Here is a 26,287-nt window from a genome sequence, read left to right as displayed (position 1 = left end):
CCTCGGGTCGCATACTGCATACCGTATGTACTTCATAGTGGACCTCTTGATGTCCCTTTGTCCAGAGTTCGATCCGCCGCTCAATCGCGCCAGTCGACGCCCCGCCAGCGTTCCACCAAAGTGGACACTCGCGAGGCGGCTTCGGTCTGGGGAATCCCCCGGCCCACCGCAATTCCGAGCAGGTAGAAGGTGAGCGCGACAGCCGCGCCACCGACATCCCTGGCCACATACCGGGCCAGGGCGAGTAGTTCTGCTATGTCCAGTTCGTCCGGCCGCACGCCGAGTTCGGTGCAGGCCAGGTCAGTCCACTCCGCCGGCAGGTCGCGAGGGTAGACCTTCATGTCCGCCGTCCCTTCCGCAGTCGTCGCTGACTTGCGTCCAGTCGTTCGGTCACCCCCCGCGCGTCCAGCAGTTCCAGCAACGGCACCGCCACTCGCCTGCTGGTACGCAGCGCGGTGCGGACCTCGGCGACGGTGAACATGTCGGGCAGGTCGCCCAGGACGGCCTTGGCCAGGTCGATCGCGTCCGGCCGGAGGTAGACGCCATCGGCCAGCCGGATCAGCAATCCCTTGGCAACGGCCGCGTTCAGGCGCTTCGGCGTCAACCCCAGTTCGTTGAGCCGTGGTTGTTCCGGCGCGGCGAACGGCTCCAGGGCCAGGTCCTCACACAGCCGCTCGATCGCGTCTCGCGGCCCCAGCACAAGCCGGCCGCCGAGCATCCGGATCCCCAAACCCCGTGATGCCCGCGCCAGCGGTTCGACCAGGCGCCGGTCCGGCAAGTCGAGCACTTGCGCGGCAACAGGTTTCGGCATCGCCGGATCGTCCGGATGGCCGGCCACATAGTCTTTGACCGCGTCCAGCAGGGCGGCGCGAAGCTTCTGGAACCGGTCAGGATCAAACAGCCACTCCCCCACCGACGGCGCCCGCGGGACCGTGCACCCCATTGCTGTCAGGTCACTTCGCCGTACCATGCCACGCCTGCGCAGCTCGGCGAGACCGTCGGCGGAGGCGTCTCGTTTGGACAGTTCGATCGCACGCTCGGCCACGGCGCCACTGCGCTTGAGATCGGGCGGCAGAATGTCCAGGACAGTCACGCCTGCGACCACCTGACGCCTCGCCGGATCGTGCAGCAGGCCGGAATCACCGATTCTCAGCGGCAAAGCCGACTGCAGGGTCAGGCGCGCGACCGCCGGGCCCAAATGGCGCACGTGCGCTGGTATCGCGGCTGAGCCGACGTGCAGGACGAGCTCCCGTGCCGGCATGCCGGATTTGTCCAGCATCTTGAGCCGGACGTCGACGACCGATACGAACCGCCAGCTGTTGACTGCGACCAGAGCCTGGCCGCGGCGCATCCGGCGGGGATTGATCCCCTCTACTGTCATCACCACCCGGCTGGCCGCGGCCACCTGGACTCTGGGCCTGCCAAGCGATTCCAGCGACTCGATCCGCACTCGCCGTCCGGTCGGTGCGATCACCAGTTCGTCGCCGGTATTCAGTCTCCCCACCGCAAGCGTGCCCGTGACAACGGCCCCGGCACTGTCGTCCACCCAGATCCGCACCGCGGCGTCGGGGTCCGGCAACGGCATCCGGTCGGCCAGCCGGTCGAGCGCCGACCGTAATTGCGCGATGCCCTGCCCGGTCAGGCCACTGACCACAACAGGTTCGGCGTCGGCGAGGCTGGTACCGGCCAGCTCAGCCCGGGCGCGGCGCAACACGGGCAACGGATCGGCCAGGTCGCTGCGGGTGATGACCAGCAGGCCTTCCCGAATTCCCAACGCATGGAGCGCGGCCAGATGCTCGCTGGACTGCGACATCCAGCCCGCGTCAGCGGCAACCACAAGGAGTACAGCCGAAACCGGGCAGATCCCGGCCAATGTGGCGGAGGCAGGCAAGTCCGCCAGTTCCACCATTCGCCCCGACGGCAATGGTGTCCACGCCGAGCCGCGCACCGGTGTCATTCCGGTGAGCCGCTGCACCAGTGTCGACTTTCCGTGATCGGCGTGGCCCGCCGTGGCTAGCAACCACATCGCGCATATCGCCTCTTACCAGGCATTTTCATGCCTCCTCGACACCGTTGACCGAAGGTGTTCATACGGTATACTGAATACACTATCGACGCAAGAACGGAGCCGCCCGTGAGAGTTGCTGTTCTTGGCGCCGGTGCGATCGGCGCGTATGTCGGAGCCGGACTCCATCGTGCTGGAGTCGAGGTTCATCTGATCGCCCGTGGAGCCCATCTGCAGGCGATCAAGGCGTCGGGTCTCAAGGTACTCAGTCCACGCGGAGACTTCGAGGTCCATCCGAACGCAACCGACAACCCGGAAGAGGTCGGCCCGGTCGACCACGTCTTCCTCGGCCTGAAAGCCAACCAGTACGCAGCGGCGGGGCCGATGGTCCAGCCGCTGCTGCACGAGACGACCACCCTGATCACCGCCCAGAACGGCATCCCCTACTGGTACTTCCACGGGTTGCCCGGTCCGCACGAGGACCACCGGATCGAAAGCGTCGACCCGGACGGCACAGTGAGCAGGGCACTACCGGTCCAGCGGGCCGTGGGCTGCGTCGTGTACGCGGCGACCGAGATCGAGGCGCCCGGGGTGATCCGTCACCTGGAGGGCACCCGGTTCTCGATCGGCGAACCAGACCGGACGATCTCCGTGCGCTGCAAACAGTTCGCCGACGCGATGGTGGCAGGCGGGCTCAAGTGCCCGGTCGAGGCCGATCTTCGCAACGACATCTGGATCAAGCTGATGGGCAACATCGCGTTCAACCCGATCAGCGCCCTCTCGCGGGCCACCATGGCATCGATCTGCAAACATGGCGCCGCCCGCGAACTGGTCGTCAGGATGATGACCGAAACCCTCGAGGTCGCCGCCGGCCTCGGCTGCCACCCGCGGATGTCGATCGAGCGCAGGCTGGCCGGCGCCGAGCGGGCGGGTGACCACAAGACGTCCACCCTCCAGGATCTGGAGAAGGGCAAGCCCCTCGAGCTGGACGTGATCATCAAGGCGGTCGTCGAGCTGGCCGATCTGACCGGCGCCAAGGTACCCACATTGCGCGCCATCTCGGCCGTGGCCGACCTGTTGAACGAGCAGCTGACCGCCGCCTGACCCCTTTTACGGGTAGCCTCCGGGCCGTGTTGCTGCGCCAGCTCGAGTACTTCGTGGCCTTGGCTCACGAGCGACAAATCTCGCGCGCAGCGTAGGCGTGTCACGTTATCTGTCCACAGTGGAGAACCGGGGTGGCCGGGACGTTCCCGGCCACCCCGCTACAGCAGGATCCCGTCGGCGAAGAAGTCGTCCACGACCGACAGCGTTCCGCTGGCGCGGACCTCGTTGTAGACGTGCTGTCCCACCGCGACGTCAAGATCGGCCACGCCGAAGGGCGTGAACACGGCCGGCCGATCGGCGGGAACATCCACCGATCCGGTCATGACGTCGTACAGCGTGCGGCCGCTCAGGTGGACGTCGTCGGCGAAGTTGGCGGCCGAGCGCATCACCTCCGGCGCCAGGTCCCGCCGGGATATCTGCAGAACAACGGGGTTGTGCCCGAACCACGCGGGGTCGTGCACATGAGCACCGTCCGCGCTGGTCGCGAACACCACCAGGTCCGAGCTCGCAATCACATTCCGTATCCCGGAACTCAGATCCACCCGTCCGCCCCGGCGTTCCACATAGGACCGAAACGCCGTCGCACGCTGGCCTGCCGGGTCGTAGGCGTGCACCTCGTCGAATCGCCAGCCGGTCGCGGTCAGATACGTGTGCACATAACGGGCGACCCGCCCCAGCCCCACGAACCCGAGCCGGGCCCGGCCGCGATTGCGGCTCAGCCAGCCTGCCGCGAGCACGGTCAGCGCGGCCGTCCGGACCGCCCTGATGGTCAAGTTCTCCATGCACGCGAACGGATGGCCGGTGTCGCCCTGCTTGAGCACGAGGATCGCCTCCCCTGCCCCGCCTGTTGGAGCGCTGCCTGCGCCATGCGTGCGATATGCGGCGTCGACGATCTCGATGACCTGACGTTCCCGCCCGTGCAACACGCGCCGCACCTGGCTGCCGGACAGCACAGCGAACGACGGAACCAGCATCAACAGCCTCCTCAGCGCGTCCGCAAACGGCTGCAGGGAGTTGGCGGCGCGACAGCAAGCATGCTCGCACAGAACCCAGGCTCTCGTCACTGATCGGGGTCACGCGATCACACCAAGCCAGTGTCATGCATACGTGGGCAACTCATGGGATCGTGGTACTGGCCCGACCACAAAGAGGTTTGATGTCCACTGACCGGTTCGTGCACTCCGCACTGTTCTACCGTGGCGCGGAGGAGTACCTCGCGGGCACTGTGCCGTTCGTCAGCGAGGGCCTGGCGCTGGGTGAAGCGGTGGCCGTCATCGTGCCGCCCGCACGGCTCGGGCTGATCCGGCAGGTACTGGGTGACTCGGCCGGGCAGGTGCACCTGGTCGACATGGCCAAGGCCGGCCGCAACCCCGGTCAGATCATCCCCGGCGTGCTGCGGGCCTTCGCCGACGGCCACGAAACCCCGGTCCGGATCATCGGCGAACCCGTCTGGCCGGCGCGTTCGGCCGCCGAATACCCGGCATGCGCCCAGCATGAGGCCTTGATCAATTATGCGTTCGCCGGCCGGCGGGTGAACATCCGCTGCCCGTACGACGCCGAGACACTGTCCCCCGAAGTCCTCGCGGACGCCGGACACACGCACCAAGGCGACGCCTACGACCCAGACGCGGTGATCGCGAAGTACAACGAGCCGCTGCCCACTCCCACGGACGCCGAGTACCGCTGCGTGGAAGCCGCGACTCTGGCCGACACCCGTCGCTTCATCACCAAATTCGGCACCCAGGCCGGTCTGGGCGCCCGCGTCGACGACCTGGTCCTGTGCATCGACGAACTCGCAGCGAACAGCATCCGACACGGCGGCGGTACAGGCACAGTGTGCGCGTGGATCGAAGCCGGAAGCGTCATCTGTCAGGTCAACGACAGCGGTTACCTGGCGAATCCGCTTGTCGGCCGTATCCCCGCGCCCGCCATGCAGATCGGCGGACGAGGCCTGCTGATGGTCAACCACATGGCCGACCTCGTCCGGATCCACACCACACCGGAAGGCACCGCCATCCGGATCTACTTCACTACACCGGCGGCGGGCTGAGCGGAACGGCCGCCGGGCGTTCGCAGGTGCTCATGACCTCCACCGACGTGCCGGTTTCGGCCGCGGCGAGCAGTGACTCCATGATGTCCAGGACGTGGTAGGCGAGGTCGCCGCTCGCGCGGTGCGGCGTGCCGTCGGTGATCGCCTGCACCATGTCGGCGACGCCGTAACCCCGGTTCGACCCCGGATACCCGCCGGACGGCTGCACGACAATCCACTGTGGATCATCCGGGCGGAAGACCGAAACCGTCCCCTCGAAGGTGTTCGGATCGGGTACCGAGATCGACCCCTCGGCGCCATAGATCTCGATTCGCGGCAGCTGACCTGCCCAGACCCCGAAGCTCAGCACCAACGTCGACAGCGCGCCGTTGGTGTGCTCAAGCACGCCGGTGACATGCGTGGCCACGCCCACCGGGAAGATCGTGCCCGCCCGTGGACCGCTGCCGATGGTCCGTGTGGACTCCGGCGTGGACGCCATACCGACAACCCGCCGAACCGGGCCAAGCAGGGTGATCAGAGCGGTGAGGTAGTACGGGCCCATGTCCAGCAGAGGCCCACCACCGGGCTGGTAGTAGAACTCCGGGTCCGGATGCCAACGCTCCGGCCCAGACGACGTCATGAACGCGGTCGCCGCGAACGGCACGCCGATCCCACCTGCGTCCAGCGTCGCTCTCGCGGTCTGTACGCCCGTCCCCAGAACTGTGTCCGGCGCGCAGCCCACCTTCAGGCCGGCCTTGTCCGCCATGGAAAGGATCTCTTTCGCATCGACCGTGTCGACCGCCAGGGGCTTCTCGCCATAGACGTGCTTTCCCGCCGCGATCGCGCTGCGAGCGACAGACGCGTGCGCCGCCGGGATAGTCAGGTTGAGGATCAGGTCGATGCCGGGATCGCTGTAGATCTCCTCGACGGAGGCGGCGCGGACTCCCGGATGTTCGGCAGCCACCGCCATCGCCCGGTCCGGCAACAGGTCCGACACCGCGACCACACGCGTGTTCTCCAGCCGCTGCAAGGTCTCCAGGTAGATTTTGCTGATCACGCCAAGCCCGACGACCCCGATTTTCGCGGCATCGATTGTCACAGAAGCTCTCCCCTCGCCGACTGCCCTTGCCATCCGCGTTGGTATCCCTTGGCACCACAATCAAAACATGGTTCGCGTCTGGTGAGGTGGGCCGATCGTCGGGCTCTGCTTGGGTTTCTGCCCCCAACAGTGACCCCGAGCCCCGCTGGAACGTCGGCCAACGGCCCGAAAGGCTCGATTTTACACTGAGTAGAGGCGGCCTTGAGCTCGTCGGCGCGGCAGGCCCAAGGTAAGAACCTCTATACCAGGGGGATCTCCACCGCCACCTGGTGCTCGTGGTGCTCGACAATCAAGGTCAGCATCCGGGCTTCCTCGGGCGGGCCTGGATAGAACGTCCTGCTGTCCACTACTACGTCCTGCAGGCTGGACGAGGCGCTGTCTGTGCTGCGGTACTGGGTGCCTGTGTCGTCCCAGGCGCGCCAACGCCAGCGGGAGTCCCAGAACTTGATCATTGTGTCCGGGGTCCAGTCGTGGTCTGTGGGGACTGCCGATCTGAGGATCAGCATGGTCGACCAGACTTCGAGGCTTACCAGGGTTATCGTGACCTCTCCTTGGATGAACGTATGTCCTGCCAGGGAGATGACGCGCAGGGGTTTGCTCGCGGGTGAGTCGGCTGTGACCGGGCGTGGGGAGGTGCGGGCCATGGTCTTGCGGAGGTCGGTGAGGATTCGTTCGGCGTCGGCCGGTCTCAGGGCGCCCGCGGCGATCAGGCCGGTGGCGATGCCTTCCAGCTCCGGCAGGTTCAGGGTGCCGGTCCGGCTCCCCTCGGGCACCTGCCGGACCGAGCCCAAGCGGTCGCCGATCACTTTCTCCAAGTATGCCCGGCCGTCCATTCCGCAATACTGCACCATTGATCAACGAGTAGACATGCTTTGCCCGGGCCGATCACATCGGACCACTCGGGCAGACATCCGGCAACCCGGGTATTCGGCGTCCAAAGTAGCAATTCGGGCGTTGCGGTGGGTGTAGGTTCAGCGCGTGACCGTGCTGCTGGTGGCTTACGGATTCGGTTCGCTCGCGGTGCTGCTGTGGATGTTCACCCGATTGGCCCGACGGCCTGGGAACCTGCCCTTGTGGGCGCTGACCGGATTGGTCGCGTGCTGGGCGATCGCGTTTCCGCTGGGGCTGGCCGCCGACCGTGAGGCGACTGTGCTCGGTGTCGCGCCGATGGTGTCCCGGCTCCTGCAGCATGGGGTGCTGTTGGTCGGGGTCAACTGCCTGATCGCGTTCTTTCTTTTCTCCGCGCTGGAGGCTGAGGTCGCTCGCCGGCGGGTGTTGCGGTTCGGGGTTCCGCTTGTCGTCGCGCTGGCGATCCTGACTGTGGCGGTCGTGCTTACGCCAGAAGGAGTACGGACCAAAGATCACACGGTCACCAGTGTGGCCACCTTCTGGGTGACGGCAGACCTCTATATGGCGTTCGGTTTCGCGGCGACTGCCATTTGGGCGCTGCGGTACGCCCGAGAGGCCGAACGGAGGCTGGCACGTGGCCTAAGAATCGCGTCTGCCGGGCTGTTCGGGATTGTGCTGGCCGACTGTTTGTTCGTGCCGGCGATCATCATCCGTTGGGCGGGCGGGGACGCGGCGCCGCCGGCACTGTCTGCCAATGGCGCGGCGGAGACGACGCTGGGCTGGTACGGAGCGATGTTCTTCCTGCTGCCGGGGATTGTGCTGTGCCTGATCGGGATCAGTTACCCGGCCGCGATGATCCGGCTCGGCGCCCTGCGGGTCTGGTGGCGGCACCTGCGGGCCCACCACCGGCTTGCTCCACTCTGGACAGAGCTGAACTCGCACTTCCCGGAGGACCGGCTCAGCCGTGTCCCGGTCGGCCGCTGGCGGGACACGTTGAGCCTGCGAGGCGTGCACCGCCGCTACTACCGCCGGGTCATCGAGTGCCGGGACGGGCTGGTGCGGATCAGCCCGTACATCGATCAGCAGCAAGGCGACGACCTGGCCGCCAAACTCAAGGAAGCCTTGCGGGCACACGCTTGCGGGCAGGCCGCTACTCAGGACGCGGTGCCGTTGGCCGTCCCTGACCGGGACGGCCTGGACGCCGATGTCGAGCAGCTGATCACACTGGCCTACGCGCTGCGACGCGCAAAGCCGCAGCCCGCTCTGTAGCGATGATCGCGCTCGACGCCGAAACCGCGCCGGCCGCCGCGCAAGCGATGCCGAAGTAGAGCGACAGTTCGTTCCCGGACAGCACAGAGATCAACATCCACGTCGCGATACCGAACAACGCTCCCAGTATCAAAGCGGTGTAGCGCGCCGCCGGCCGGTAGTACCCACGGCGCAGCGTACGCACGGTGGATTCCACGTACGCCAAGGCGAACAACCCGAGCAGCAGACTTCCGGTCCCCATGGCGCTGGCCATCGGATGCTGGTCGACCACCACCGTGAACGTCTGCACGGCCGGCAGTCCGCTCTCCCGCTGCCAGCTCACCTCGCCGCTGACCGTGCCGCCCACGATCCATCGGGCGACCGGCGGCAACGTCACCTTGGTGGTGAAGCTGCCATCCGGTCCGGGCGTGATCGCCGGGCTCGTGGCTGACCCCAAAGGAATCGACGCGCCCCTGATCCGCATCTCCACCGGGCCGGACACGCCACCCGTCCCGCTTATGGTGACCGGTTTGCTGAGATCCACCACGACCGGGCCCGCGCCCGGCGTCCCCTGGATCGTGGCCCCGGCTTGTTCGTCGTGGGAAAGCCTGAAGGGTGCGAGCAAAGCAACGGCGATTACGCCAAGGAGCGCAATCGCCGCGACCAAAGCGGGTATCTTCGGCCGGTCCGGTTCGGCCGACTGATCGGCAAGGGCCGGATCACCGGCCTTGGTGACGACGGTGAGTTCCTCGCGGGCCGCCGATCCGGTTGCCAGGCTGGCGGCCACGCGTGGGGACAGGCCCAGTACCGGGACTCCCGACCGTTCCAGCCAGCCTTCGCCGTACACAGTGGTCGCCGCCGCGGCGAGATCCACCGCGAACGACTCCGCATCCGTGTAGCGACTGGAAAGTTCACGCGCCACACTGCGCATGACAACAGTGGCCAACGGTTCTCCAACGGCTTCGATCCGCTTGGGATCGGCGAAAATGTGCTGCCGGATCAGGGCCAGCGCGCCGCTCGCACGATCGAACGGCAACTCGCCGCTCAACATCTCGTACAACACAGTCCCGGCCGCGTAGACGTCCGCGGCCGGGGAGAGCGTGCTGCCCATGGCTTGTTCCGGCGCGATATACGCCGGTGTGCCAAGGATCTGGCCGCCGTGGGTGACCAGCGTGGCGCCTTCACTGATCACCTGGGCGATGCCGAAGTCCGCGACCTTCACCAGCCCCGCCATATTGAACAGCAGGTTCTTCGGCTTCACGTCAAGGTGCAGGACACCCGCGGTGTGGGCGGCGTGCAGCCCCGACAACATCGCCAGGGTGATCGCGCAGGCCTGCTCCTTGTCGATCCCGCCTTCGTGAAACCGGTCGAAAACCGTGCCACCGTCGAGCTTCTCCATCACGAGCAGGTTCTGCACGTAGTCGTAGACCGGCACGATGTGCGGGTGGTCCAGGCTGGCCAGCACCCGCGCCTCGCGGTCGAACTGGACGTTGGCCCTGGCCCGGTCGGCGACCTCCGGCGGCAGCTGCTTGATCGCGACATGCCGGCCGAGCGTGCGGTGCACGCCGCTGTAGACTTCACCCATTCCGCCAGAACCGATCTGTGCCCCGACTCTGTACTGCGGCAGGGCATTGACCATGCTCAACGGTGCTGTCGCCATCAGTGAGCCTCGGTGGTGGTGTCCATCCGGCGGGTCGTCATCCCGATCGTAGGATCATCGGGACCCAGTTCCGGCAACGGTTCCGGAATCGGGTGCGGCGTAAGGTATCCGAGGATTAGCCCGATCGCAGCAGCGACAAGAATCAGCGGAATTTCCACCGCGGGCGCGGGCGGCACCAGCCGTAGCACCGAAAGCGTCACAACCGCGACAAGTCCGGCACCGATTCCTCCCGGCAGGAACCGCAATGCGCGCCGCCACCGGTTCGGCGACAGTTTGTGCCGCGCCAAGGCGAACAACGCGCCCGCCCAGAGCAATGCGGTGAGTCCAAGCATCGCAAGGCCGAATACGCCGTACACCGACCAAAGCGAGCCACGCACATCAACGACCGTGCTGGCCGTACCGACGACATCCCGGTCCGTGTTCACGATGTCGATCGTGGTCGGCAGCAGGCCGATCGCCTGGCCTTCCAGATCGGCGAAGTCCATGACCAGCGTCCTGGTGACCGTCTGACCAGGTGGTACCTCGAACGGAACCGTGGTGTCGTAAGCGAAGAAGGTCAACGCCAGCGCCACACCGGAGACCCGCACACTGCGGATGGCCACCAGTTTGTCGCTCTGGTTGACCGCGGTGACCGTCAGCTCGGCCGGCCGGTTCGGTTCGATCGTGACAGTGTTTCCGGTGACTTCCTTGCCATCCAAGGTGATTTCGACACTCAGTGGCTCGGCGGCCGCTGCGGGTGTCGCACCGAACAGGACGGCACTGAAGGCGAAAACAACCCCCGCGGCAACCACGCGTCTCATAGGGCATCCCGTTGTCGTTGTCGTTGGTGAATTCTGCACAGGGATGCTACAACCTGTCGGCAGCTCGAAAAGGGGAGTAGTAACCATGCGCACGACTTCACGAACAATCGTCGCCCTTTTGGGCAGCATCGGCGCCTTTTTGGGCGCAACACCGATGGCGACCGCGCAGAGTAGTAGTCAGCCGGTACCCGAGCGGATCTCACTGAATCCCAACCGAGGGCTCGCCGGATCGAGCTTCACCATCTCGTGGTCGGGATTCAGCGACGACGGATACCGCTGCAAGGGTGTTATCTCCTTCCGCTGGGACGAGAAGATCCTCTTGGCGGAAAGCGAGTTCTATCCGCCGGACTCGGGCAGTATCGGCGCCGTGGTTCCCAGCAACGCCGGGCCTGGAGACCACTTCGTTACCGCCAGGTGCAATGGATTCGCCGCCGAGGCGGGCTACATCGTGGACCCCCCTCCTCCGCCTCCAATCAGCTCCAAGCCGTCCGGTCCTCCGTATCCGCCGCCTCCGAACGAACCGCCGCCAGGCAACCCGCCACCACCCGGAGAGCCACCGGTGAACCAGCCACCGCCTCCTGGCAATCCGCCTCCGCGCAACCGTCCCTCCACCACCAGGCGGACGTCCCGGCCACCGGTAACCACCACCAACCCGCCGGGCACCACGACCCCGCCACCACCCGTTCAGACCGAGCTTCCTCCACTGTCCACTGCGGACCCAAAGCCGCAGTCCGACGGTGACCTCGAGCTGGATCGGCTGACAGTCGGGCCGGGTGAGTCGTTGTCCGCGACCGGCAAGGGGTGCAAGCCGGGTGCTGCCGTAACACTGATGTCAAAGGATGAGCGGGTCGGTGGAACCGTCGCCGACGACAAGGGGAACTTCACGACTTCCGTCAAGTTCACCCGCGTGGAGCCGGGGCGGCACTGGGTCACCACCAACTGTGGCGTCACACTCACCGCCGCGGTGGACCAGGTTGTGACCAGTTCCAGCGGTGGCCAGAACAGGACGCTGGTCATCCTGGTGTTCTTCGTGCTCGTGGGCGCTTCCTTGATCCGCTTCAGATAACCGAAAACTCTCTGCAATCCACCTTGTCGAGCGCACCGAAGTACTGGTGCGCTCGACTTTGTGTGAGTGGGCGCGGGGAGGAATGTCATGAATGCCTTACACAAGCGGCGCAAGCCGCTCGTGATGGCCGGCGCACTTTTGCTCAGCACAGCACTCGCCGGGTTCGTGCCCGGTACCGCGGGCGCGTCGAGCCACCGGGAGGCCCCGCTCATCGCGGCCGATCCCACTGTGGACAACACGGATGTCTACGCGTTCGTCAGCCCTGACAACCCGGACACGGTCACGTTGGTGGCCAACTGGTTCGGTTTGCAGGAGCCGAACGGCGGACCGAACTTCTATCCGTGGGCCACTGACGCCCGCTACGACATCAACATCGACAATGACGGCGACGCCAAGCCGGATCTGACCTACCGGTGGACATTCGAGAACGACGACCGGCGTGGCCGCAACACGTTCCTGTACAACAACGGCCCGATCACCTCGCTCGACGACGAGAACCTGTTGTTCCGGCAGAACTACAAACTCGAGGTCATCGACGGCGACGGCCGGGACAAGACACTGGTGCGCAAGGGCAAGGTCGCACCGTCGAACGTGGGCCAGGCGTCCATTCCGGACTACCGGCCACTGCGTGACCAGGCGATCACCAAGCTGCCCGGCGGCGGCATGAGCTACGTCGGCGCGGCCGAGGATTCGTTCTTCCTCGATCTGCGGGTGTTCGACCTGCTCTACGGCGGCGACCTGTCCGAGGTCGGCCAGGACACCCTGCGTGGCTACAACGTCAACACGATCGCCATCCAGGTTCCCAAGGCCCACCTGGCACTCAAGGGCGACGCGAAGCGCAACCCGGTGGTCGGCATCTGGAGCGACACCGAACGCAAGACCATGCGCCTGTCCCCCGGTCAGGCGAAGCCCGAAGGACCGTTCGTGCAGGTTTCCCGGCTGGGCAACCCGCTTGTCAACGAAGTGGTCTCCTCAGTGGCCCTGAAGGACGCGTTCAACGGTCTGACGCCCGACAAGGACGGCACCGTGAAACCGTTGCTGGACCGGGTGACCAGTCCTGAGGTGCCGAAGCTGCTGGAAGCGATCTACAAGCTGAAGGCACCGCCGACCCCGCGCAACGACCTGGTGGAGATCTTCCTGACCGGCATCACGACCAAGGCCGGAGGCCCGATCAAGGCGGATCTGAACTCGCAGCTGAACAACGCGGACGTGAACTCGAAGAAGTTCGTGCCCTCGGAGATGTTGCGGCTCAACACGTCCATCGCGCCGACGCAGACCCCGAACCGGCTCGGCGTGCTCGGCGGGGACCTGCAGGGCTTCCCCAACGGCCGCAGGCTGGCCGACGATGTCGTGGACATCGAACTGCAGGCGCTGGCCGGTGCCGCACAGTCCGGGCAGATCGTACCCGCACTGGCCGCCGGGGACAAAGTGGACACCAACGACCGCGCGTTCGAGCAGAAGTTCCCGTACGTGGCGCTGCCGAGCAACATGGCAGTGAACACGAACACCTCGGTCGCCAATGTCGCGCCGAGCGCGAACGTCATCGGTGACATGCCGGTCGGGCCGATGCTCGGCGGCGCTGCCGGTGCGCTCGCATTGGCAGGCGGCGGGTTGTGGATGTGGCGCAGGCGCCAGTCCCGGCCGCGGCACGCAGCACAGTCCTGAACAACCCCTGAATGACTGCTGGAGGCGCGGCAGCCCCGCGCCTCCGGTGTCCACTCACCTTGAGGTGCCGGCAATGAAGGTTTTCGGCGTCCTGCTGGCCGCTGTCTTGCTGACTGTGGCCGTGGTCTCCCTGACTCGATCCCCCTCCGCGAGCGTCGCGGCCGAGCCGGTCACCCGGCAGAACCGGCTACAGCTGACCGTGGAGTCCTTGCAACGCAAGCTTACCCGTGTACCCACCGACGTCAGCGGCTGGGCACAGCTGGGCAGCTCCTATGTCGAACTCGCGCGGATCACCGCCGACTCCACCTACTACGGTAAGGCCCAAGGTGCGCTGGATCGCTCGCTCAAGCTCGCGCCAGAAGGCAACGGTGAGGCGATGACCGGAATGGGTGCGCTGGCAAACGCCCGTCACGACTTCGCGGCCGCCAAGGACTGGGCGACCCGGGCGCAGGCCGTTCTCCCTGACACCGCTGAGGTTTACGGTGTTCTGGCGGATGCCTTGACACAGCTCGGTGACGACCGGGGCGCGATGGACGCTGTTCAGCGGATGCTCGACCTGCGGCCGAACGTCGCCGCTTTCAGCCGTGCCTCTTACCATTTCGAACTCCACGGCCAGCAGGCCGAAGCACAGCAGGCCATGCAGCGCGGCCTGGAGGCCGCAGCCTCGGGCGACGAGGTCGCGTTCTGTCAGTACCAGCTCGGCGAGCTCGCCTTCAACTCAGGCCGGCTGGACGAAGCCACAACACACTACGAGCAAGGTCTGGCCGCAAGCCCCAATGACCCCACACTTCTCCAGGGGCAAGCGAAGGTCGCTGCCGCCCGCGGTCGTGTCGACGAAGCTCTTAACGGCTATCAGCAAGTTGTCGCCCGCGCTCCGCAGTACATCCCGGAATACGCACGTCTGCTGTCTTCCGCAGGCCGCACCGAGGACGCCCAGAAGCAGTACGACATCCTTGCCAAGCAGGCGAAACTTCTGGCCGCCGAAGGCGCGACCGACGACCTGGTCGCCGCGATGACCGCAGCCGACCGCGGCGACAAAGCCGAAGCCCTCACCCACGCGCAAGCAGAGTGGGCACGCAGGCAGAGCGTGTTCGTCGCCGACGCGATGGCCTGGGCCCTGCACATCAACGGCCGGGACGTCGAAGCCCTGCCCTATGCGGAGAAGGCAGCCTCCCTGGGCTGGCGTAACGCCACGTTCGCCTACCACCGCGGGATGGTCCTCGCCGGGCTCGGCCGGACCGCCGAGGCCACTCAGTTCGTGACCGAGGCGCTCGCGATCAATCCGCACTTCCCGGACGCACCGGAAGCCAACAAGTGGCTGGGGAGCCGATGATGATCCGGCGTCTCCTGGTTCTGCTTTCCTTATGTGCGGCCGTGTTGCTCATTCCGGCAGGTATCGCCTCGGCTCACCCGCTCGGGAACTTCAGCGTCAACCACTACCATGCCCTGCACCTGCATCCGGACCGGATCGATCTGAAGTCGATTGTGGACATCGCCGAGATCCCCACCTTGCAGGAGGCATCCCGGCCCGCCGGAAGCCAGTGCGACGACCTGGCCAAGGCCTTACGAGCCCGTGTGGACGATCAGGCACTGATCTGGTCGGTACGATCGTCGGCCGTCGAGTTCCCGCAGGGACAGGCCAATCTGACGACCACGCGTCTGACGTGTGACCTGACCGCTCCGGCCAGGATCACTGAGCCGGTGACGGTGATGTTCAGCGACTCGTACCGGGCCGACCGGGTCGGCTGGCATGAGATCACGGCCGTCGGCACCGAGGTCAAGCTGGACTCACCGGTTCCGGCGACCAGTGTCAGCAACGAGCTGCGCAGCTATCCGGAAGACCTGTTGTCGTCTCCGCTGGACGTGCGTGAGGTCGTGATCAAGGCCGAGCCGGGCGTGGGATCGGCTCCGGCCGCGGCCACGGCACAGGCCTCGGACGGCGGTTTCGGTCTCGCGGCGAAGTTCAACGACCTGGTCGGCACGGCCGATCTCACGCTGTGGCTCGGCATTCTCGCTGTGTTTCTCGCGCTTGTCCTCGGCGCTTCGCACGCGGCACTTCCTGGTCACGGCAAGACTGTGATCGCGGCGTATCTCGTGGGGCGTAAGGGAACCGCGAAGGACGCCGTGATGGTCGGTGCCACGGTGACGCTCACGCATACAGCCGGAGTGTTGATCCTGGGGCTGCTCATCAGCGTGTCAAGCGTGCTGGCGGGTGAATCCGTGCTGCGCTGGCTGGGTGTGGCGAGCGGTCTGCTGATCACCGGTGTGGGGATCTTCCTGGTCCGGTCGGCGTTGCGGCAACGGTCCGGTAATGGGCACGGACATGGCCACGGGCACGGGCACGGGCACGGGCATCGCTTCAGCAAGGCCGGCCTGCTCGGTCTGGGCGTCGCGGGCGGTCTGGTCCCCAGCCCGTCGGCTTTGGTCGTCCTGCTCGGTGCGATCGCGCTGGGCCGGACCTGGTTCGGCGTCCTGCTGGTTCTGGCCTACGGCATCGGAATGGCCGGAATGCTGACGGCGGCGGGGTTGCTGCTGGTGCGGTTACGCGATCGGATGGACCGGCTGTCCAACCGAATCCAGCGCTACACGCGCTTCACCCCCATCCTCACCTCCGTGATGGTGCTGGTAGTCGGTAGCGGCCTGACGATCCGCGCGCTGGCGGGCTGACCCGCGAGAGAGCGCTTCCATCAACCTCTTGACTGGACCGGTTCAGGCGAGTGAGGATCGGCGCGGCCCTGCCGCCACAGTGATGTCGCGCCTCGAGAACGGACCCGTCATGCGGAAGAGATCAAGACCCTACGGGAAAGCCGTAGCCGCCCTTGTCGGAGCGATACTTCTCACCGCCGTTCCCGGTGCCGCCGCCGAGCCGGAGGCATCCGGACAAGGCCACGGGCCGCGCCAGCCGGTTGCCGGTCAGCCGGACTTCGACCACAACGGCTGTGCGCGGATCGACAAGAAATTGCCGGTGCTCGCGGACTGGCCGAAGGTGCGGAGCAAGATCCAGCCGCGGTTGCTGGACGAGTGGCGAATCGCCAAAACACTGTCTTCCATGACGCTGGCGGAGAAAGTCGGCCAGATGACCCAGCCGGAGATCGGCGCGATCACACCGGACGAGGTCAGGCAGTACAACATCGGTTCGGTACTCAACGGCGGCGGCTCATGGCCCGGCCGGGACAAGCACGCTCCTGCAAAGGCGTGGCTCGACCTCGCCGACGCCTACTGGCAGGCCTCGGTCAGCACCCGCACCAAGATCCCTGTGCTGTGGGGCATCGACGCCGTTCACGGCAACAACAACGTTTTCGGTGCCACTCTCTTCCCACACAACATCGGCCTCGGCGCGGCACAGGACCCGTGCCTGATCCGGGACATCGGCAAGGCGACCGCGGAGCAGATCCGCGCCACCGGCCAGGACTGGGCGTTCGCGCCGACCCTCGCGGTCGTGCGGGACGACCGGTGGGGCCGGACCTACGAAGGTTTCTCCGAGGACCCGCGCATCACCCGGGCGTACGGCTACGAAGCCACGCGTGGCCTGCAGCAGAACGACTCCCGCCGGTTGGACGACGACGGCGTGCTGGCCACTGCCAAGCACTTCATCGGTGACGGCGGCACGATCGGCGGCAAGGACCAGGGCGTCAATCCGGCTGGCGAAGCCGACATGATCAACATTCACGGCCAGGGCTACTACGGCGCGCTCGCGGCGGGCGCGCAGACCGTGATGGTCTCGTTCAACAGCTGGACCAACACCGATCTCGGGATCAACGAGGGCAAACTGCACGGCAGCAAGAAGGCCGTCGACGACATCCTCAAGCGCAAGATGGGCTTCGACGGCCTGGTGGTGTCCGACTGGAACGGCATCGGCCAGGTCACCGGCTGCACCAACGCCAGCTGCCCGCAGGCGATCAACGCCGGGATCGACATCGTGATGGTGCCCAACGACTGGAAGGCGTTCATCGCCAACACCATCGCGCAGGTGGAAAGCGGCCAGATCCCGATGTCCCGGATCAACGACGCGGTCACCCGGATCCTGCGCGTGAAGCTGCGTTCGGGCCTGATGGAGGCGCCGAAGCCGTCCGCACGTGACCACGCGGGCTCGGCAGACGCGCTGGAGGCCAGGAAGCTCGCCCGTGAGGCCGTGCGCAAGTCGCAGGTGCTGCTCAAGAACAACAACAAGGTCCTGCCACTCTCGCCGCGGTCGAAGGTCCTGGTGGTCGGCAAGAGCGCGGACAGCATGCAGAACCAGACCGGCGGCTGGACGTTGTCCTGGCAGGGAACCGGCAACACCAACGCCGACTTCCCCAACGGCACCACGATTCTGGCCGGCCTGCGCGAGCAACTCGGCACAGCCAACGTGACCTTCAGCGAGAATGCCGAAGGCGTCGACCCGGCCCAGTTCGACGCGGTCATCGCCGTGATCGGCGAGACTCCGTACGCCGAAGGTGTCGGTGACTTGGGCAAGCGTTCGCTTGAGGCAGCGAAGATCTACCCCGCTGACCTCGCCGTGCTGGACAAGGTCCGCGGCAAGGGCAAGCCGGTGGTCACCGTGTACGTCGGCGGTCGTCCACTGTGGATGAACAAGGAGCTCAACCGGTCCGACGCGTTCGTGGCGGCCTGGCTGCCCGGTACCGAGGGCGGCGGCGTGGCGGACCTGTTGGTCAGGGACCGTTACAGCTACACGGGCAAGCTCTCGTACTCATGGCCGAAGAGCGCCTGCCAGACCCCGCTCAACTTCGGACAGCCGGACTACGACCCGTTGTTCAAGCTCGGCTACGGCCTGCGTAGCGGCGAGCGCAGCACGATCGGCCAGCTCGACGAGACCGCGCCGGAGTTCGGCTGCAGCGGCGGGGGTGGCGGCGGCAACGCCACCGAGGACCTGGAGATCTTCAACCGCACGGATGTGGCTCCGTACAAGAGCTTCATCGGCTCCCCGGACAACTGGGGCGGCACCGAGATCGGCCCGGACGGCACAGCAGCGCACACCAACATCAACGTCGTCCAGTCCGATGTGAACGTCCAGCAGGACGCGTTGAAGACCACCTGGACCGGCACCGGCGCCGGCCAGATCTACATGCAGAACCCGGCAGGCGGCAGCGATCTGCGTGGCTACCTCAACGCGGAGGGCACCCTGGAGTTCGACGTGATCGTGCACCAGGCACCGGCCGCCCGGACCGTGGTCAGTGTCCACTGTGTCTATCCATGTCTCGCCGAGGTGGTCGCCACCAAGCTGTTCCGAGACCTGCCCGCGGGCACGAAGAGCACGGTCAAGATCCCGCTCGGCTGCTTCGCGGCGTCCGGTCTGGACTTCGAAGTGGTCAACACCCCGTTCCTGGTCTACACCGAGGGCGCCTTCTCGGCATCGTTCGCCAACGTCAGATGGGTCCCCAAGGGCGCCCAGTCCCCCGACGCCAAGAAGTGTTCCGACCTGGTCGACTGATCGGCACCTGGCATGTCCCCAATGCCACATTGGGGACATGCCATGCCCCCAATGTGGCATTGGGGGCAAAGTTTCTACAGAAGTTTGTCGAGGGTGATGGGTAAGTCGCGGATGCGTTTGCCGGTCGCGTTGTGGACCGCGTTGGCGACCGCGCCCGCCGCGCCCACGATGCTGAACTCGCCGATTCCCCTTGCGCCCAGCGGGCTGAGGTAGGTGTCCGGGTAGTTCAGGAAGTGCACGTCGATCGGCGGGACATCGGAGTTCACCGGCACCATGTAGGACTGCATGGTGGCGTTGGCGAACCTGCCGTTGGCATCCAGATGGGTGGCTTCCAGCAGTGCATGGCCGATTCCCATGATCAGGCCGCCGGCGATCTGACTGTGCGCGGACTTCAGGTTCACGATTGTCCCGGCGTCCACCACGCAGAGCATCCGGGAGACCCGGGGTTCGGCGGTCCAGCGATTCACCCGGACTTCGCAGAAGGTCGCGCCGAACGAGCGGAAACCGCGGACCGGGTCGTTCACCCGAGGTGAGGCGGCGGTCGCCTCCACCGCGGGTACATCCAGCTGCGTCAGCAGAGCTCCGAAGGTGATCGACAGATCGCCCGCGATCAGCGACCCGTCCGCGTACCGGACTTCCTTGCCCTGGAAAGGCGACCCGGGTGTCTCGGCCGCGAATTTCACCAAGGCTGTCCGAGCGGCGTCGGCGGCCAGTTGAACAGCCGGACCATTGGTCGAAGTCGACGACGAGCCGCCGGCGTTGGCCGCTGTCGGCGAGGACGAGTCACCCAGTTCGGGAATGACCCGGCTGACCGGAATACCCAGCTTGTCCGCGGCCAGGATCGCGAACACCGTGGATTGCCCGGTCCCGAGATCCGCTGCCGTGCCGGAGACTTTCACTGTCCCGTCGGACTGGAACCTGACCTTGATGGAAGCATCACCCCGGCCGGCCGAGTACGTGGCCGTACCAATGCCCATTCCGACCAGCCAGTCGCCGTCGATCACCGATCTCGGCGCGGGATTACGCCGCGACCACCCGAATTTCTCCGCACCGATGCGGTAGCACTCGTCAAGATGTTTGCTCGACCAGGGCCGGCCGTTGCTGGGAACAACCGGAGAGTCGTTCTTGCGCCTCAGTTCCAACGGATCCATACCGAGTTTCTCGGCCAGTTCGTCCATCGCGCTTTCCAACGCGAACGACCCATTGGCCTCCTGCGGCGCGCGCATGATCGTTGTCGGTGGCACGTCCAGCCTGACCACGCGCCGTGAGACATGGAGGTTCGGGCTCGCGTACAACGAGAGCGACAGGTTCGCCACGGGCTCGTAGAAGTTGCTGGCAGGAGACATCGATGAAACGCCGTCATTCTTGATCGCGACCAGTCTGCCGTCCTTGTACGCGCCCAGCGCGACTGTTTGAGTCGACTGAGGACGGTGGCCGACGATGGTGAATGTCTGCTCACGGGTCAGAACCGTCTTGATCGGACGGCCAAGCGCACGTGCTGCGGCCGCAGTGACCGGCGTATGCGCCCAGTTACCCCACTTGTTCCCGAAACCTCCGCCCACATAGGGATTGTGCACGTGAACCTTGGCAGCATCGATGCCTAGAGTGTTAGCCATACGTGTAACGACCAGCCGCACGCCCTGGCTGACTGTGTAGATCGTCAGATGATCCCCGGTCCAGCTCGCGAGCGTGGCGTGTGGCTCCATAGCGATGTGGTTGTTGACCGGAGTCGTGTACGTGGCCGACACCGTCACCTCGCTTGCGGCCAAGGCCGCGTCGATCGACGGAACTCCTGGAGCAAGCACGTCGACAACCGGCGTTCCGCTCGGCGGCGGGGTCGCGTTGGGAAGTCCTGTTTGGAAGGATGTCGCAGGCGTTCGCTCGGTGTACGTCGTCTTGATCAGGGATGCCGCGTCCCTGGCCTGTTCGAAGGTTTCCGCCACCACCAGGGCGATCAACTGACCGTAGTAGCGGACTTCCATGTCCTGTAACGGAGGTCTGGTCTCGTCGTTCTGTGCCTGGGTGTAGGCGAACAGTTTGAGCGAGTTGAACGGGCTGTACACGGCCAGCACGCCAGGCGCGGCCAACGCGGCCTCGGTCTGCATGCTCGTGATCGTTCCCAGCGCGATCGTGCTGGTCACGACATAGCCGTAGGCGAGGCGATCGATCTTGTGGTCGGCTACATAGTCTGCCGTACCAGTGACTTTGAGCGGCCCGTCAACGCGGTCGACCGGCTGTCCCACTGGACTCATCTCTGCTGGGCTCATCGCACACCCCGCACGGACATCAGCGCGCGAACGATCGTCCGCTGAACCAGTTCGACCTTGAACGCGTTGTGCTCCAACGGCCGTGCGTCCTGGACCGCCAGCCGGGCGGCTTCAGCAAACGCTTGCTCAGTCGCCGGCTCGCCCCGCAACGCTTCCTCGACCTGCGGCAGGCGCCAGGGCCGCGTGCCCACTCCCCCGACCGCGACCCGGGCCTCCAGCACCTTGTCCTTGCCCACATTCAACGCCACAGCCGCCGATGTCAAGGCGAACTCGTACGACTGCCGGTCACGGACCTTCACGTACGCCGACATCCGGCCCCACACCAGCCGTGGCACCTGCACCTGTGTGATCAGCTCGCCGGGCCGCAGCACATTCTCAACCGATGGGGTGTCACCAGGCAGCCGGTAGAAATCGGCAAGCGGGACGATCCGCTCTCCTTCCTTGCCCTGCAACCGAATTCTCGCGTCCAATGCGACAAGAGCCACCGCTAGATCACTGGCATGCGTCGCAACGCAGGAACTGCTCGTCCCCAGAATGGCGTGCGCACGGTTGAACCCGGTCTGAGCCGGACAGCCACTGCCAGGCACACGCTTGTTGCACGGCATCTGCACGTCACGGAAGTAGTCACATCGCGTGCGCTGCAACAGGTTCCCGCCGATGCTGGCCATGTTGCGCAGTTGCCCCGACGCGCTGGCGAACAGCGCCTGCGAGATCACCGGGTAGAGCGTGCTGACATCGCGGTTCAACGCGACATCGCTCATCCGCTCCAACGCACCGATGGCGATGCCGTCCCGGCCGCGTCGGATTCCCCGCATCGGCAGGTCGTTGATGTCGATGACCTGGGACGGCGTCATCACATCAAGCTTCATCAGATCGACCAGAGTCGTGCCGCCTGCGAGAAACGCGGACTGCTCAGCAGCTAGATTTATCGCGTCATTGGTCGTGACCGGTGCGGCGAACGTGAACGCGTGCATCACGCCTCACCTGCTCGCTTGATCGCCGCTTGGTTGATTGCCGTGACGATGTTCGGATACGCACCACAGCGGCAGATGTTGCCGGACATCGCCTCCCGGATCTCGTCGCCCGACCGCGCGTGCCCTTCCTTGACGACCGCGACCGCAGACATGATCTGCCCGGATGTGCAGAACCCGCACTGGAAGGCGTCGCACTCGATGAACGCCTGCTGCATCGGATGCATGCCGTCGCCCGGAGCCAGGCCTTCGATCGTCGTGATCCGCTTGCCGCGAAGCGTCGCAGCAAGTGTCAGGCACGACACGACGCGCTTGCCGTCCACGTGCACAGTGCATGCCCCGCACTGACCGCGGTCGCAGCCTTTCTTGGTCCCGGTCAGGCGCAAACGCTCGCGTAACGCGTCCAGCAGCGTGACACGCGGGTCGATCCGCAGGGTCTCGGGTTTGCCGTTGATGAAGCACGAGACCTCGACCAGGCCGTCGTCCTCGGCAGCGGCCGCCATCTGGGGCAACGCGACCTGCCCGGCAACGGCCACACCGGCCGTGGCCGCTGCCGCGTGGGTGAAGAAATGCCGCCTGGACCAGCCATCGCTGGTATCCATCGAACCTCCTGGGTGGTGGCGGAGTAGTTCGGTGGCGGCGGAAGGCGATGATATCCGGTTACCGGTTCACCGGGCTCATACTTCGGGCAGCGGCGGCTGCTCCCCCTGTTCCTGCTTCTGCTTCTTGGCCTCGGCGATGACGGTGTTGGCCAGCTCCACGCAGCCATCGCAGATGAAAACGCCGGGACCCGCGACGAGCTGGGCGACCTCCGTCTGCGGACGGCCGCAGAAGCTGCACGCGAGCAAGGTTCGTGTTGTCATGTGTCCACGGTAGCCCTGAGGTCTAGCCTGACTGAGTGGATCTTCTCGCGTCCGCCATCCCCCTGCTGGCGATCCCGTCCACCGCGGACCGGCCCGACGAGCTGCACCGCGCGCTGGAGTACGTGCTGGACTTCGTCGGCCCCGGGTTCACCGTCGAACGGTTCGAGTCGAACGGCAAACCGAGTGCGCTGGTCTACGCCGGGAAGCGGCGCCGGTTCCCGGTGATCCTCAACGGGCACCTCGACGTCGTCCCAGGCACGCCGGACCAGTTCGTTCCCAGGCTGGAAGGTCAGCGGCTGTACGCCCGCGGCGCGCACGACATGAAGGTCTCCGCCCTGGTAGAGGCATTGGTCTTCCGTGAACTGGGGTCGTCGCTGCCGATCGCGCTGCAACTGGTGACCGATGAGGAGGTCGGCGGCCGGCACGGCACGCTGCACCAGCTCGAACAGGGCGTCGAGGGCGATTTCGTCGTGATCGGCGAGCAGAGCGCGCTCCGGCTGGTGACCGACTCCAAGGGCATCATCGGCGCGAACCTGTGGGCGACAGGCCGGACCGGGCACAGCGCGTATCCGTGGCTCGGCGACAACGCGCTGGGCAAGATCCTGCGCAGCGTGGAAAACATCCTGACCAAGTATCCGGTGCCGGCCGAGGAGGCCTGGCAGACCACAGTCAACGTCGCCCGGATCGAGACACCCAACCAGGCCCGCAACCAGATCCCCGCGAAGGCCGAGGCGTGGCTGGACATCAGGTTCCCGCCGGGCACCGACCTGGACGGCCGGACCGAGTCGGAGGTGGCCGACTACCTGCGGAGTCTCTGTGTGGAGGGGGTGTCGGTGGAGATCATCTACGCCGACCCGCCGCACAAGGCCGACCGGTCGCGTCCCGAGGTCCTGGCGCTCCAGCAGGCTGCCCGCAACCAGGGCTTCGACGGCGATTTCCTGCGTAAACACGGCGCCGCGGACGGGCGGTTCTACTACCAGCGCGGCATCGACGCGGTGATCTTCGGCATCGGCGGCGATGGGCTGCACGGGCCGGCGGAGTACGTCGACATCACCACGATCGAGCCTTATTACCGCGCGTTGCGGGAGTTCCTCGCTGGGGCGTTCTAGTCTCGATCCATGTGGATGTCGTGGCGTACGGCGACACAACGGGCGCTGTACGCCGAGAACGGTTTCTACCGGCGCACCGGGCAACCGGCGCGTCATTACCGTACTTCCGTCCACGCTTCCCCGCGCTACGCCGAGGCTCTGCTCAGCCTCATGCCGGACGCTGAGGAGATCGTGGACGTCGGTGCCGGAAGCGGGGAGCTGCTGCTCTCCGCCGATCGCGATGTGCACCTCATTGCGGTCGAGATTGCTCCGCGCCCAGCGCGGCTACCTGCTCGGATCAATTGGGTGCAATCGCTGCCGTCGTCGATCAACGGCCTGGTCATCGCCAACGAATGGCTCGACAATATCCCGGTCGACGTGGTCGAACAGACGCCCGACGGGCCGCGGCTGGTGATGGTCTCCTCCTCAGGCTCGGAGTGCCTCGGCGATCCACCTTCAGCCTCGGACCTGGAGTGGCTTTCCCGCTGGTGGCCATTGCGTGCGGTAGGTGAACGCGCCGAGATCGGGCTCCCCCGTGACCAGGCCTGGGCCGACCTGGTGAGCCGGGTTTCCCGGGGCGTTGTGGTGGCCGCCGACTACGCGCATTTCCTGGGCGCCCGACCGCCGTTGGGGACGCTGACCGGCTACCGGGACGGTCTTGTTGTCACGCCCGTGCCTGACGGTTCGTGTGACATCACCGCGCATGTGGCGCTTGACTCGTGCGCGGCCAGTGTGGACGTTTCCTCCTCTTTGCTCACAACTCAGCGGGATGCGTTGCGTGCACTGGGAATCCGTGGCTCTCGGCCGGACATTTCATTGGCTCGGACCGACCCGCCGCGATACTTGCGTTCGCTGCAGCAGGCAGGCGAGGAAGCCGAGTTGATCGACCCCGGCGGGCTGGGCGGATTCGGCTGGCTCGTTCAGTCGATCGACACCTGTCTACCGGCGTCGCTGAGTGCCAGGATGGTGGGATGAGCACGGAACGCACTGTCGCGATCGGCTCGGCCATCGGCAGCGAGGACATGGTGCTGAACATCGGGCCTCAGCACCCCGCCACGCACGGCGTCCTGCGGCTGCGGCTTCGCCTGGACGGCGAACAGATCTCCGACGTGGAGCCCATCATCGGCTACATGCACCGGGGTGCGGAGAAACTGTTCGAGGTCCGGGACTACCGCCAGATCATCGTGCTGGCCAACCGGCACGACTGGCTTTCGGCGTTCGCCAACGAACTCGGCGTGGTGCTCGCCGTGGAACGCATGACCGGCATCGAACCACCGGTGCGGGCGGTGTGGGCCCGGATGCTGATGGCCGAACTGAACCGTGTGCTCAACCATTTGATGTTCCTCGGCTCGTATCCCATCGAGCTCGGAGCGATAACCCCGATCTTCTACGCCTTCCGCGAGCGCGAAACCCTCCAGGCGGTGATGGAGGAAGCAACCGGCGGCCGGATGCACTACATGTTCAACAGAGTCGGCGGTCTGAAGGAGGACCTGCCCGACGGCTGGCTCTCCCGCGTCGGCTCAGCCATCGCGGCAGTCCGTCGCGGCACCCGCGAAATCGAGAAACTGATTCGTGACAACGAGATCTTCCACGCCCGAACTCGTGGCATAGGCGTGCTGACAAAAACGCAAGCCGCCGCCTACGGCGTCTCCGGACCGATAGCAAGAGCCAGCGGCCTCGACTTCGACCTCCGCCGCGACGAACCCTACCTCGCGTACTCCGAACTGGACATTCCCGTGGTCACACGGACCGAAGGCGACTGCCTGGCGCGCTTCGAATGCCTCGCCGACCAGGTCTACGCCTCACTCGACCTCGCCGAAGCCTGCATCGACCGCCTCTCACAGCTCCCGCCCGGCCCCATCAACGTCAAGGTCCCCAAAATCCTCAAGGCCCCCGCAGGCCACACCTACGCCTGGACTGAGAACCCGCTCGGCATCAACGGCTACTACCTGGTGTCGCGCGGCGGGAAAACACCGTGGCGAATGAAACTGCGCTCAGCATCCTTCAACAACGTCCAGGCCATCCCCGAACTCATGAAAGGCGCCCTGCTCGCCGACATGATCGCCATCCTCGGCTCCATGTTCTTCGTAGTCGGCGACATCGACAAGTAGAACCTGTTTCGTAGCAGGCAGAACCAGCGAT

General features: G+C 65.9%; 22 protein-coding genes. 11 read left to right on the top strand and 11 right to left on the bottom strand.

What is annotated here, in order from left to right:
* Positions 1-80: 80 nt before the first annotated feature.
* Both JOF56_RS28210 and JOF56_RS28205 read right to left on the bottom strand, forming a co-directional pair.
* Complete coding sequence (locus JOF56_RS28210; RefSeq protein ID WP_209642510.1) at positions 81-341, bottom strand: DUF6457 domain-containing protein; 261 nt, start codon at positions 339-341, stop codon at positions 81-83.
* Positions 338-2,026 carry a SelB domain-containing protein gene (locus JOF56_RS28205; RefSeq protein ID WP_209642509.1) on the bottom strand — a complete coding sequence of 563 codons (1,689 nt, stop codon included), beginning with the start codon at positions 2,024-2,026 and terminating at the stop codon, positions 338-340. Before JOF56_RS28205 ends, JOF56_RS28210 begins: the two co-directional genes overlap by 4 nt.
* A gap of 108 nt (positions 2,027-2,134) precedes the next feature.
* Between JOF56_RS28205 and JOF56_RS28200 the strand changes: the two genes are divergently transcribed.
* The gene (locus JOF56_RS28200; RefSeq protein WP_209642508.1) at positions 2,135-3,109 is read left to right on the top strand and encodes a 2-dehydropantoate 2-reductase; all 975 of its coding nucleotides are present in this window, start codon (positions 2,135-2,137) and stop codon (positions 3,107-3,109) included.
* A 158-nt stretch (positions 3,110-3,267) separates the two neighbouring features.
* Here JOF56_RS28200 and JOF56_RS28195 read toward each other — a convergent pair whose 3' ends face one another.
* Complete coding sequence (locus JOF56_RS28195) at positions 3,268-4,083, bottom strand: 2,3-diaminopropionate biosynthesis protein SbnB (RefSeq protein ID WP_209642507.1); 816 nt, start codon at positions 4,081-4,083, stop codon at positions 3,268-3,270.
* A 182-nt stretch (positions 4,084-4,265) separates the two neighbouring features.
* Between JOF56_RS28195 and JOF56_RS28190 the strand changes: the two genes are divergently transcribed.
* Complete coding sequence (locus JOF56_RS28190; protein ID WP_209642506.1) at positions 4,266-5,159, top strand: anti-sigma factor RsbA family regulatory protein; 894 nt, start codon at positions 4,266-4,268, stop codon at positions 5,157-5,159.
* On the opposite strand, the gene JOF56_RS28185 is transcribed toward JOF56_RS28190, so the two are convergent.
* Positions 5,140-6,237, bottom strand: a complete 1,098-nt coding sequence (locus tag JOF56_RS28185) for a Gfo/Idh/MocA family protein (protein ID WP_307855292.1) — start codon at positions 6,235-6,237, stop codon at positions 5,140-5,142. The genes JOF56_RS28190 and JOF56_RS28185 overlap by 20 nt on opposite strands.
* A 239-nt stretch (positions 6,238-6,476) precedes the next feature.
* Positions 6,477-7,070: a hypothetical protein gene (locus JOF56_RS28180; protein WP_209642504.1), complete on the bottom strand. Its 594-nt coding sequence runs from the start codon at positions 7,068-7,070 to the stop codon at positions 6,477-6,479.
* Between the two features lie 145 nt (positions 7,071-7,215).
* Between JOF56_RS28180 and JOF56_RS28175 the strand changes: the two genes are divergently transcribed.
* Positions 7,216-8,355, top strand: a complete 1,140-nt coding sequence (locus JOF56_RS28175) for an MAB_1171c family putative transporter (RefSeq protein WP_209642503.1) — start codon at positions 7,216-7,218, stop codon at positions 8,353-8,355.
* On the opposite strand, the gene JOF56_RS28170 is transcribed toward JOF56_RS28175, so the two are convergent.
* A complete protein-coding gene (locus JOF56_RS28170) occupies positions 8,306-9,994 on the bottom strand; it encodes a serine/threonine-protein kinase (protein WP_209642502.1) in 1,689 nt (562 codons plus the stop codon). The two genes, JOF56_RS28175 and JOF56_RS28170, sit on opposite strands and share 50 nt — an antisense overlap.
* Complete coding sequence (locus JOF56_RS28165; protein WP_209642501.1) at positions 9,994-10,794, bottom strand: hypothetical protein; 801 nt, start codon at positions 10,792-10,794, stop codon at positions 9,994-9,996. Before JOF56_RS28165 ends, JOF56_RS28170 begins: the two co-directional genes overlap by 1 nt.
* Before the next feature lie 154 nt (positions 10,795-10,948).
* Between JOF56_RS28165 and JOF56_RS59615 the strand changes: the two genes are divergently transcribed.
* The 5 genes from JOF56_RS59615 to JOF56_RS28140 all read left to right on the top strand — a co-directional run bounded on the left by JOF56_RS59615 (position 10,949) and on the right by JOF56_RS28140 (position 18,956).
* Complete coding sequence (locus JOF56_RS59615) at positions 10,949-11,860, top strand: hypothetical protein (RefSeq protein ID WP_281065502.1); 912 nt, start codon at positions 10,949-10,951, stop codon at positions 11,858-11,860.
* 87 nt (positions 11,861-11,947) lie between these two features.
* The gene (locus JOF56_RS28155) at positions 11,948-13,525 is read left to right on the top strand and encodes a DUF4331 domain-containing protein (RefSeq protein ID WP_209642500.1); all 1,578 of its coding nucleotides are present in this window, start codon (positions 11,948-11,950) and stop codon (positions 13,523-13,525) included.
* A 73-nt stretch (positions 13,526-13,598) separates the two neighbouring features.
* Positions 13,599-14,858: a tetratricopeptide repeat protein gene (locus JOF56_RS28150; protein ID WP_209642499.1), complete on the top strand. Its 1,260-nt coding sequence runs from the start codon at positions 13,599-13,601 to the stop codon at positions 14,856-14,858.
* Positions 14,858-16,192, top strand: a complete 1,335-nt coding sequence (locus JOF56_RS28145) for a nickel/cobalt transporter (RefSeq protein WP_209642498.1) — start codon at positions 14,858-14,860, stop codon at positions 16,190-16,192. Before JOF56_RS28150 ends, JOF56_RS28145 begins: the two co-directional genes overlap by 1 nt.
* 109 nt (positions 16,193-16,301) lie before the next feature.
* Positions 16,302-18,956 carry a glycoside hydrolase family 3 protein gene (locus tag JOF56_RS28140; protein WP_209642497.1) on the top strand — a complete coding sequence of 885 codons (2,655 nt, stop codon included), beginning with the start codon at positions 16,302-16,304 and terminating at the stop codon, positions 18,954-18,956.
* A gap of 74 nt (positions 18,957-19,030) precedes the next feature.
* Here the strand turns inward: JOF56_RS28140 and JOF56_RS28135 are convergent, their stop codons facing one another.
* The 4 genes from JOF56_RS28135 to JOF56_RS59610 all read right to left on the bottom strand — a co-directional run bounded on the left by JOF56_RS28135 (position 19,031) and on the right by JOF56_RS59610 (position 23,057).
* On the bottom strand, positions 19,031-21,208 hold the full coding sequence (locus JOF56_RS28135; RefSeq protein WP_209642496.1) for a xanthine dehydrogenase family protein molybdopterin-binding subunit: 2,178 nt from the start codon (positions 21,206-21,208) through the stop codon (positions 19,031-19,033).
* A gap of 11 nt (positions 21,209-21,219) precedes the next feature.
* Complete coding sequence (locus JOF56_RS28130; protein ID WP_209642495.1) at positions 21,220-22,197, bottom strand: FAD binding domain-containing protein; 978 nt, start codon at positions 22,195-22,197, stop codon at positions 21,220-21,222.
* Positions 22,197-22,796, bottom strand: coding sequence for a (2Fe-2S)-binding protein (locus JOF56_RS28125; RefSeq protein WP_372448249.1), 600 nt, complete (start codon positions 22,794-22,796; stop codon positions 22,197-22,199). The genes JOF56_RS28130 and JOF56_RS28125 overlap by 1 nt, the downstream gene beginning before the upstream one ends.
* A 75-nt stretch (positions 22,797-22,871) precedes the next feature.
* On the bottom strand, positions 22,872-23,057 hold the full coding sequence (locus JOF56_RS59610; protein WP_209642494.1) for a ClpX C4-type zinc finger protein: 186 nt from the start codon (positions 23,055-23,057) through the stop codon (positions 22,872-22,874).
* A gap of 35 nt (positions 23,058-23,092) precedes the next feature.
* On the opposite strand from JOF56_RS59610, the gene JOF56_RS28115 reads away from it, so the two are divergent.
* The 3 genes from JOF56_RS28115 to JOF56_RS28105 are packed head-to-tail and all read left to right on the top strand — an operon-like array spanning position 23,093 to position 26,256.
* Complete coding sequence (locus tag JOF56_RS28115; RefSeq protein ID WP_209642493.1) at positions 23,093-24,166, top strand: M20 family metallopeptidase; 1,074 nt, start codon at positions 23,093-23,095, stop codon at positions 24,164-24,166.
* Positions 24,167-24,175: 9 nt separating this feature from the next.
* The gene (locus JOF56_RS28110) at positions 24,176-25,120 is read left to right on the top strand and encodes an SAM-dependent methyltransferase (protein WP_209642492.1); all 945 of its coding nucleotides are present in this window, start codon (positions 24,176-24,178) and stop codon (positions 25,118-25,120) included.
* Positions 25,117-26,256 (top strand): NADH-quinone oxidoreductase subunit D, encoded by a 1,140-nt coding sequence (locus JOF56_RS28105; RefSeq protein ID WP_209642491.1) that lies wholly within the window; start codon positions 25,117-25,119, stop codon positions 26,254-26,256. The genes JOF56_RS28110 and JOF56_RS28105 overlap by 4 nt, the downstream gene beginning before the upstream one ends.
* Positions 26,257-26,287: the final 31 nt, after the last annotated feature.

It is taken from the genome of Kibdelosporangium banguiense (assembly GCF_017876405.1).
In the GTDB taxonomy this organism is placed as follows: domain Bacteria; phylum Actinomycetota; class Actinomycetes; order Mycobacteriales; family Pseudonocardiaceae; genus Kibdelosporangium; species Kibdelosporangium banguiense.
The sequence above is the reverse complement of the archived record's forward strand: the minus strand, read 5'-3'. Positions and strand labels throughout refer to the sequence as shown.

Coding starts and splice junctions, on each gene's coding strand:
- JOF56_RS28210 (WP_209642510.1), bottom strand. CDS start 341: ATGAAGGTCTACCCTCGCGACCTGCCGGCGGAGTGGACTGACCTGGCC.
- JOF56_RS28205 (WP_209642509.1), bottom strand. CDS start 2,026: ATGTGGTTGCTAGCCACGGCGGGCCACGCCGATCACGGAAAGTCGACA.
- JOF56_RS28195 (WP_209642507.1), bottom strand. CDS start 4,083: ATGCTGGTTCCGTCGTTCGCTGTGCTGTCCGGCAGCCAGGTGCGGCGC.
- JOF56_RS28190 (WP_209642506.1), top strand. CDS start 4,266: ATGTCCACTGACCGGTTCGTGCACTCCGCACTGTTCTACCGTGGCGCG.
- JOF56_RS28180 (WP_209642504.1), bottom strand. CDS start 7,070: ATGGACGGCCGGGCATACTTGGAGAAAGTGATCGGCGACCGCTTGGGC.
- JOF56_RS28170 (WP_209642502.1), bottom strand. CDS start 9,994: ATGGCGACAGCACCGTTGAGCATGGTCAATGCCCTGCCGCAGTACAGA.
- JOF56_RS28165 (WP_209642501.1), bottom strand. CDS start 10,794: ATGAGACGCGTGGTTGCCGCGGGGGTTGTTTTCGCCTTCAGTGCCGTC.
- JOF56_RS59615 (WP_281065502.1), top strand. CDS start 10,949: ATGGCGACCGCGCAGAGTAGTAGTCAGCCGGTACCCGAGCGGATCTCA.
- JOF56_RS28155 (WP_209642500.1), top strand. CDS start 11,948: ATGAATGCCTTACACAAGCGGCGCAAGCCGCTCGTGATGGCCGGCGCA.
- JOF56_RS28150 (WP_209642499.1), top strand. CDS start 13,599: ATGAAGGTTTTCGGCGTCCTGCTGGCCGCTGTCTTGCTGACTGTGGCC.
- JOF56_RS28145 (WP_209642498.1), top strand. CDS start 14,858: ATGATCCGGCGTCTCCTGGTTCTGCTTTCCTTATGTGCGGCCGTGTTG.
- JOF56_RS28140 (WP_209642497.1), top strand. CDS start 16,302: ATGCGGAAGAGATCAAGACCCTACGGGAAAGCCGTAGCCGCCCTTGTC.
- JOF56_RS28135 (WP_209642496.1), bottom strand. CDS start 21,208: ATGAGTCCAGTGGGACAGCCGGTCGACCGCGTTGACGGGCCGCTCAAA.
- JOF56_RS28130 (WP_209642495.1), bottom strand. CDS start 22,197: ATGCACGCGTTCACGTTCGCCGCACCGGTCACGACCAATGACGCGATA.
- JOF56_RS28125 (WP_372448249.1), bottom strand. CDS start 22,796: ATGGATACCAGCGATGGCTGGTCCAGGCGGCATTTCTTCACCCACGCG.
- JOF56_RS59610 (WP_209642494.1), bottom strand. CDS start 23,057: ATGACAACACGAACCTTGCTCGCGTGCAGCTTCTGCGGCCGTCCGCAG.
- JOF56_RS28110 (WP_209642492.1), top strand. CDS start 24,176: ATGTGGATGTCGTGGCGTACGGCGACACAACGGGCGCTGTACGCCGAG.
- JOF56_RS28105 (WP_209642491.1), top strand. CDS start 25,117: ATGAGCACGGAACGCACTGTCGCGATCGGCTCGGCCATCGGCAGCGAG.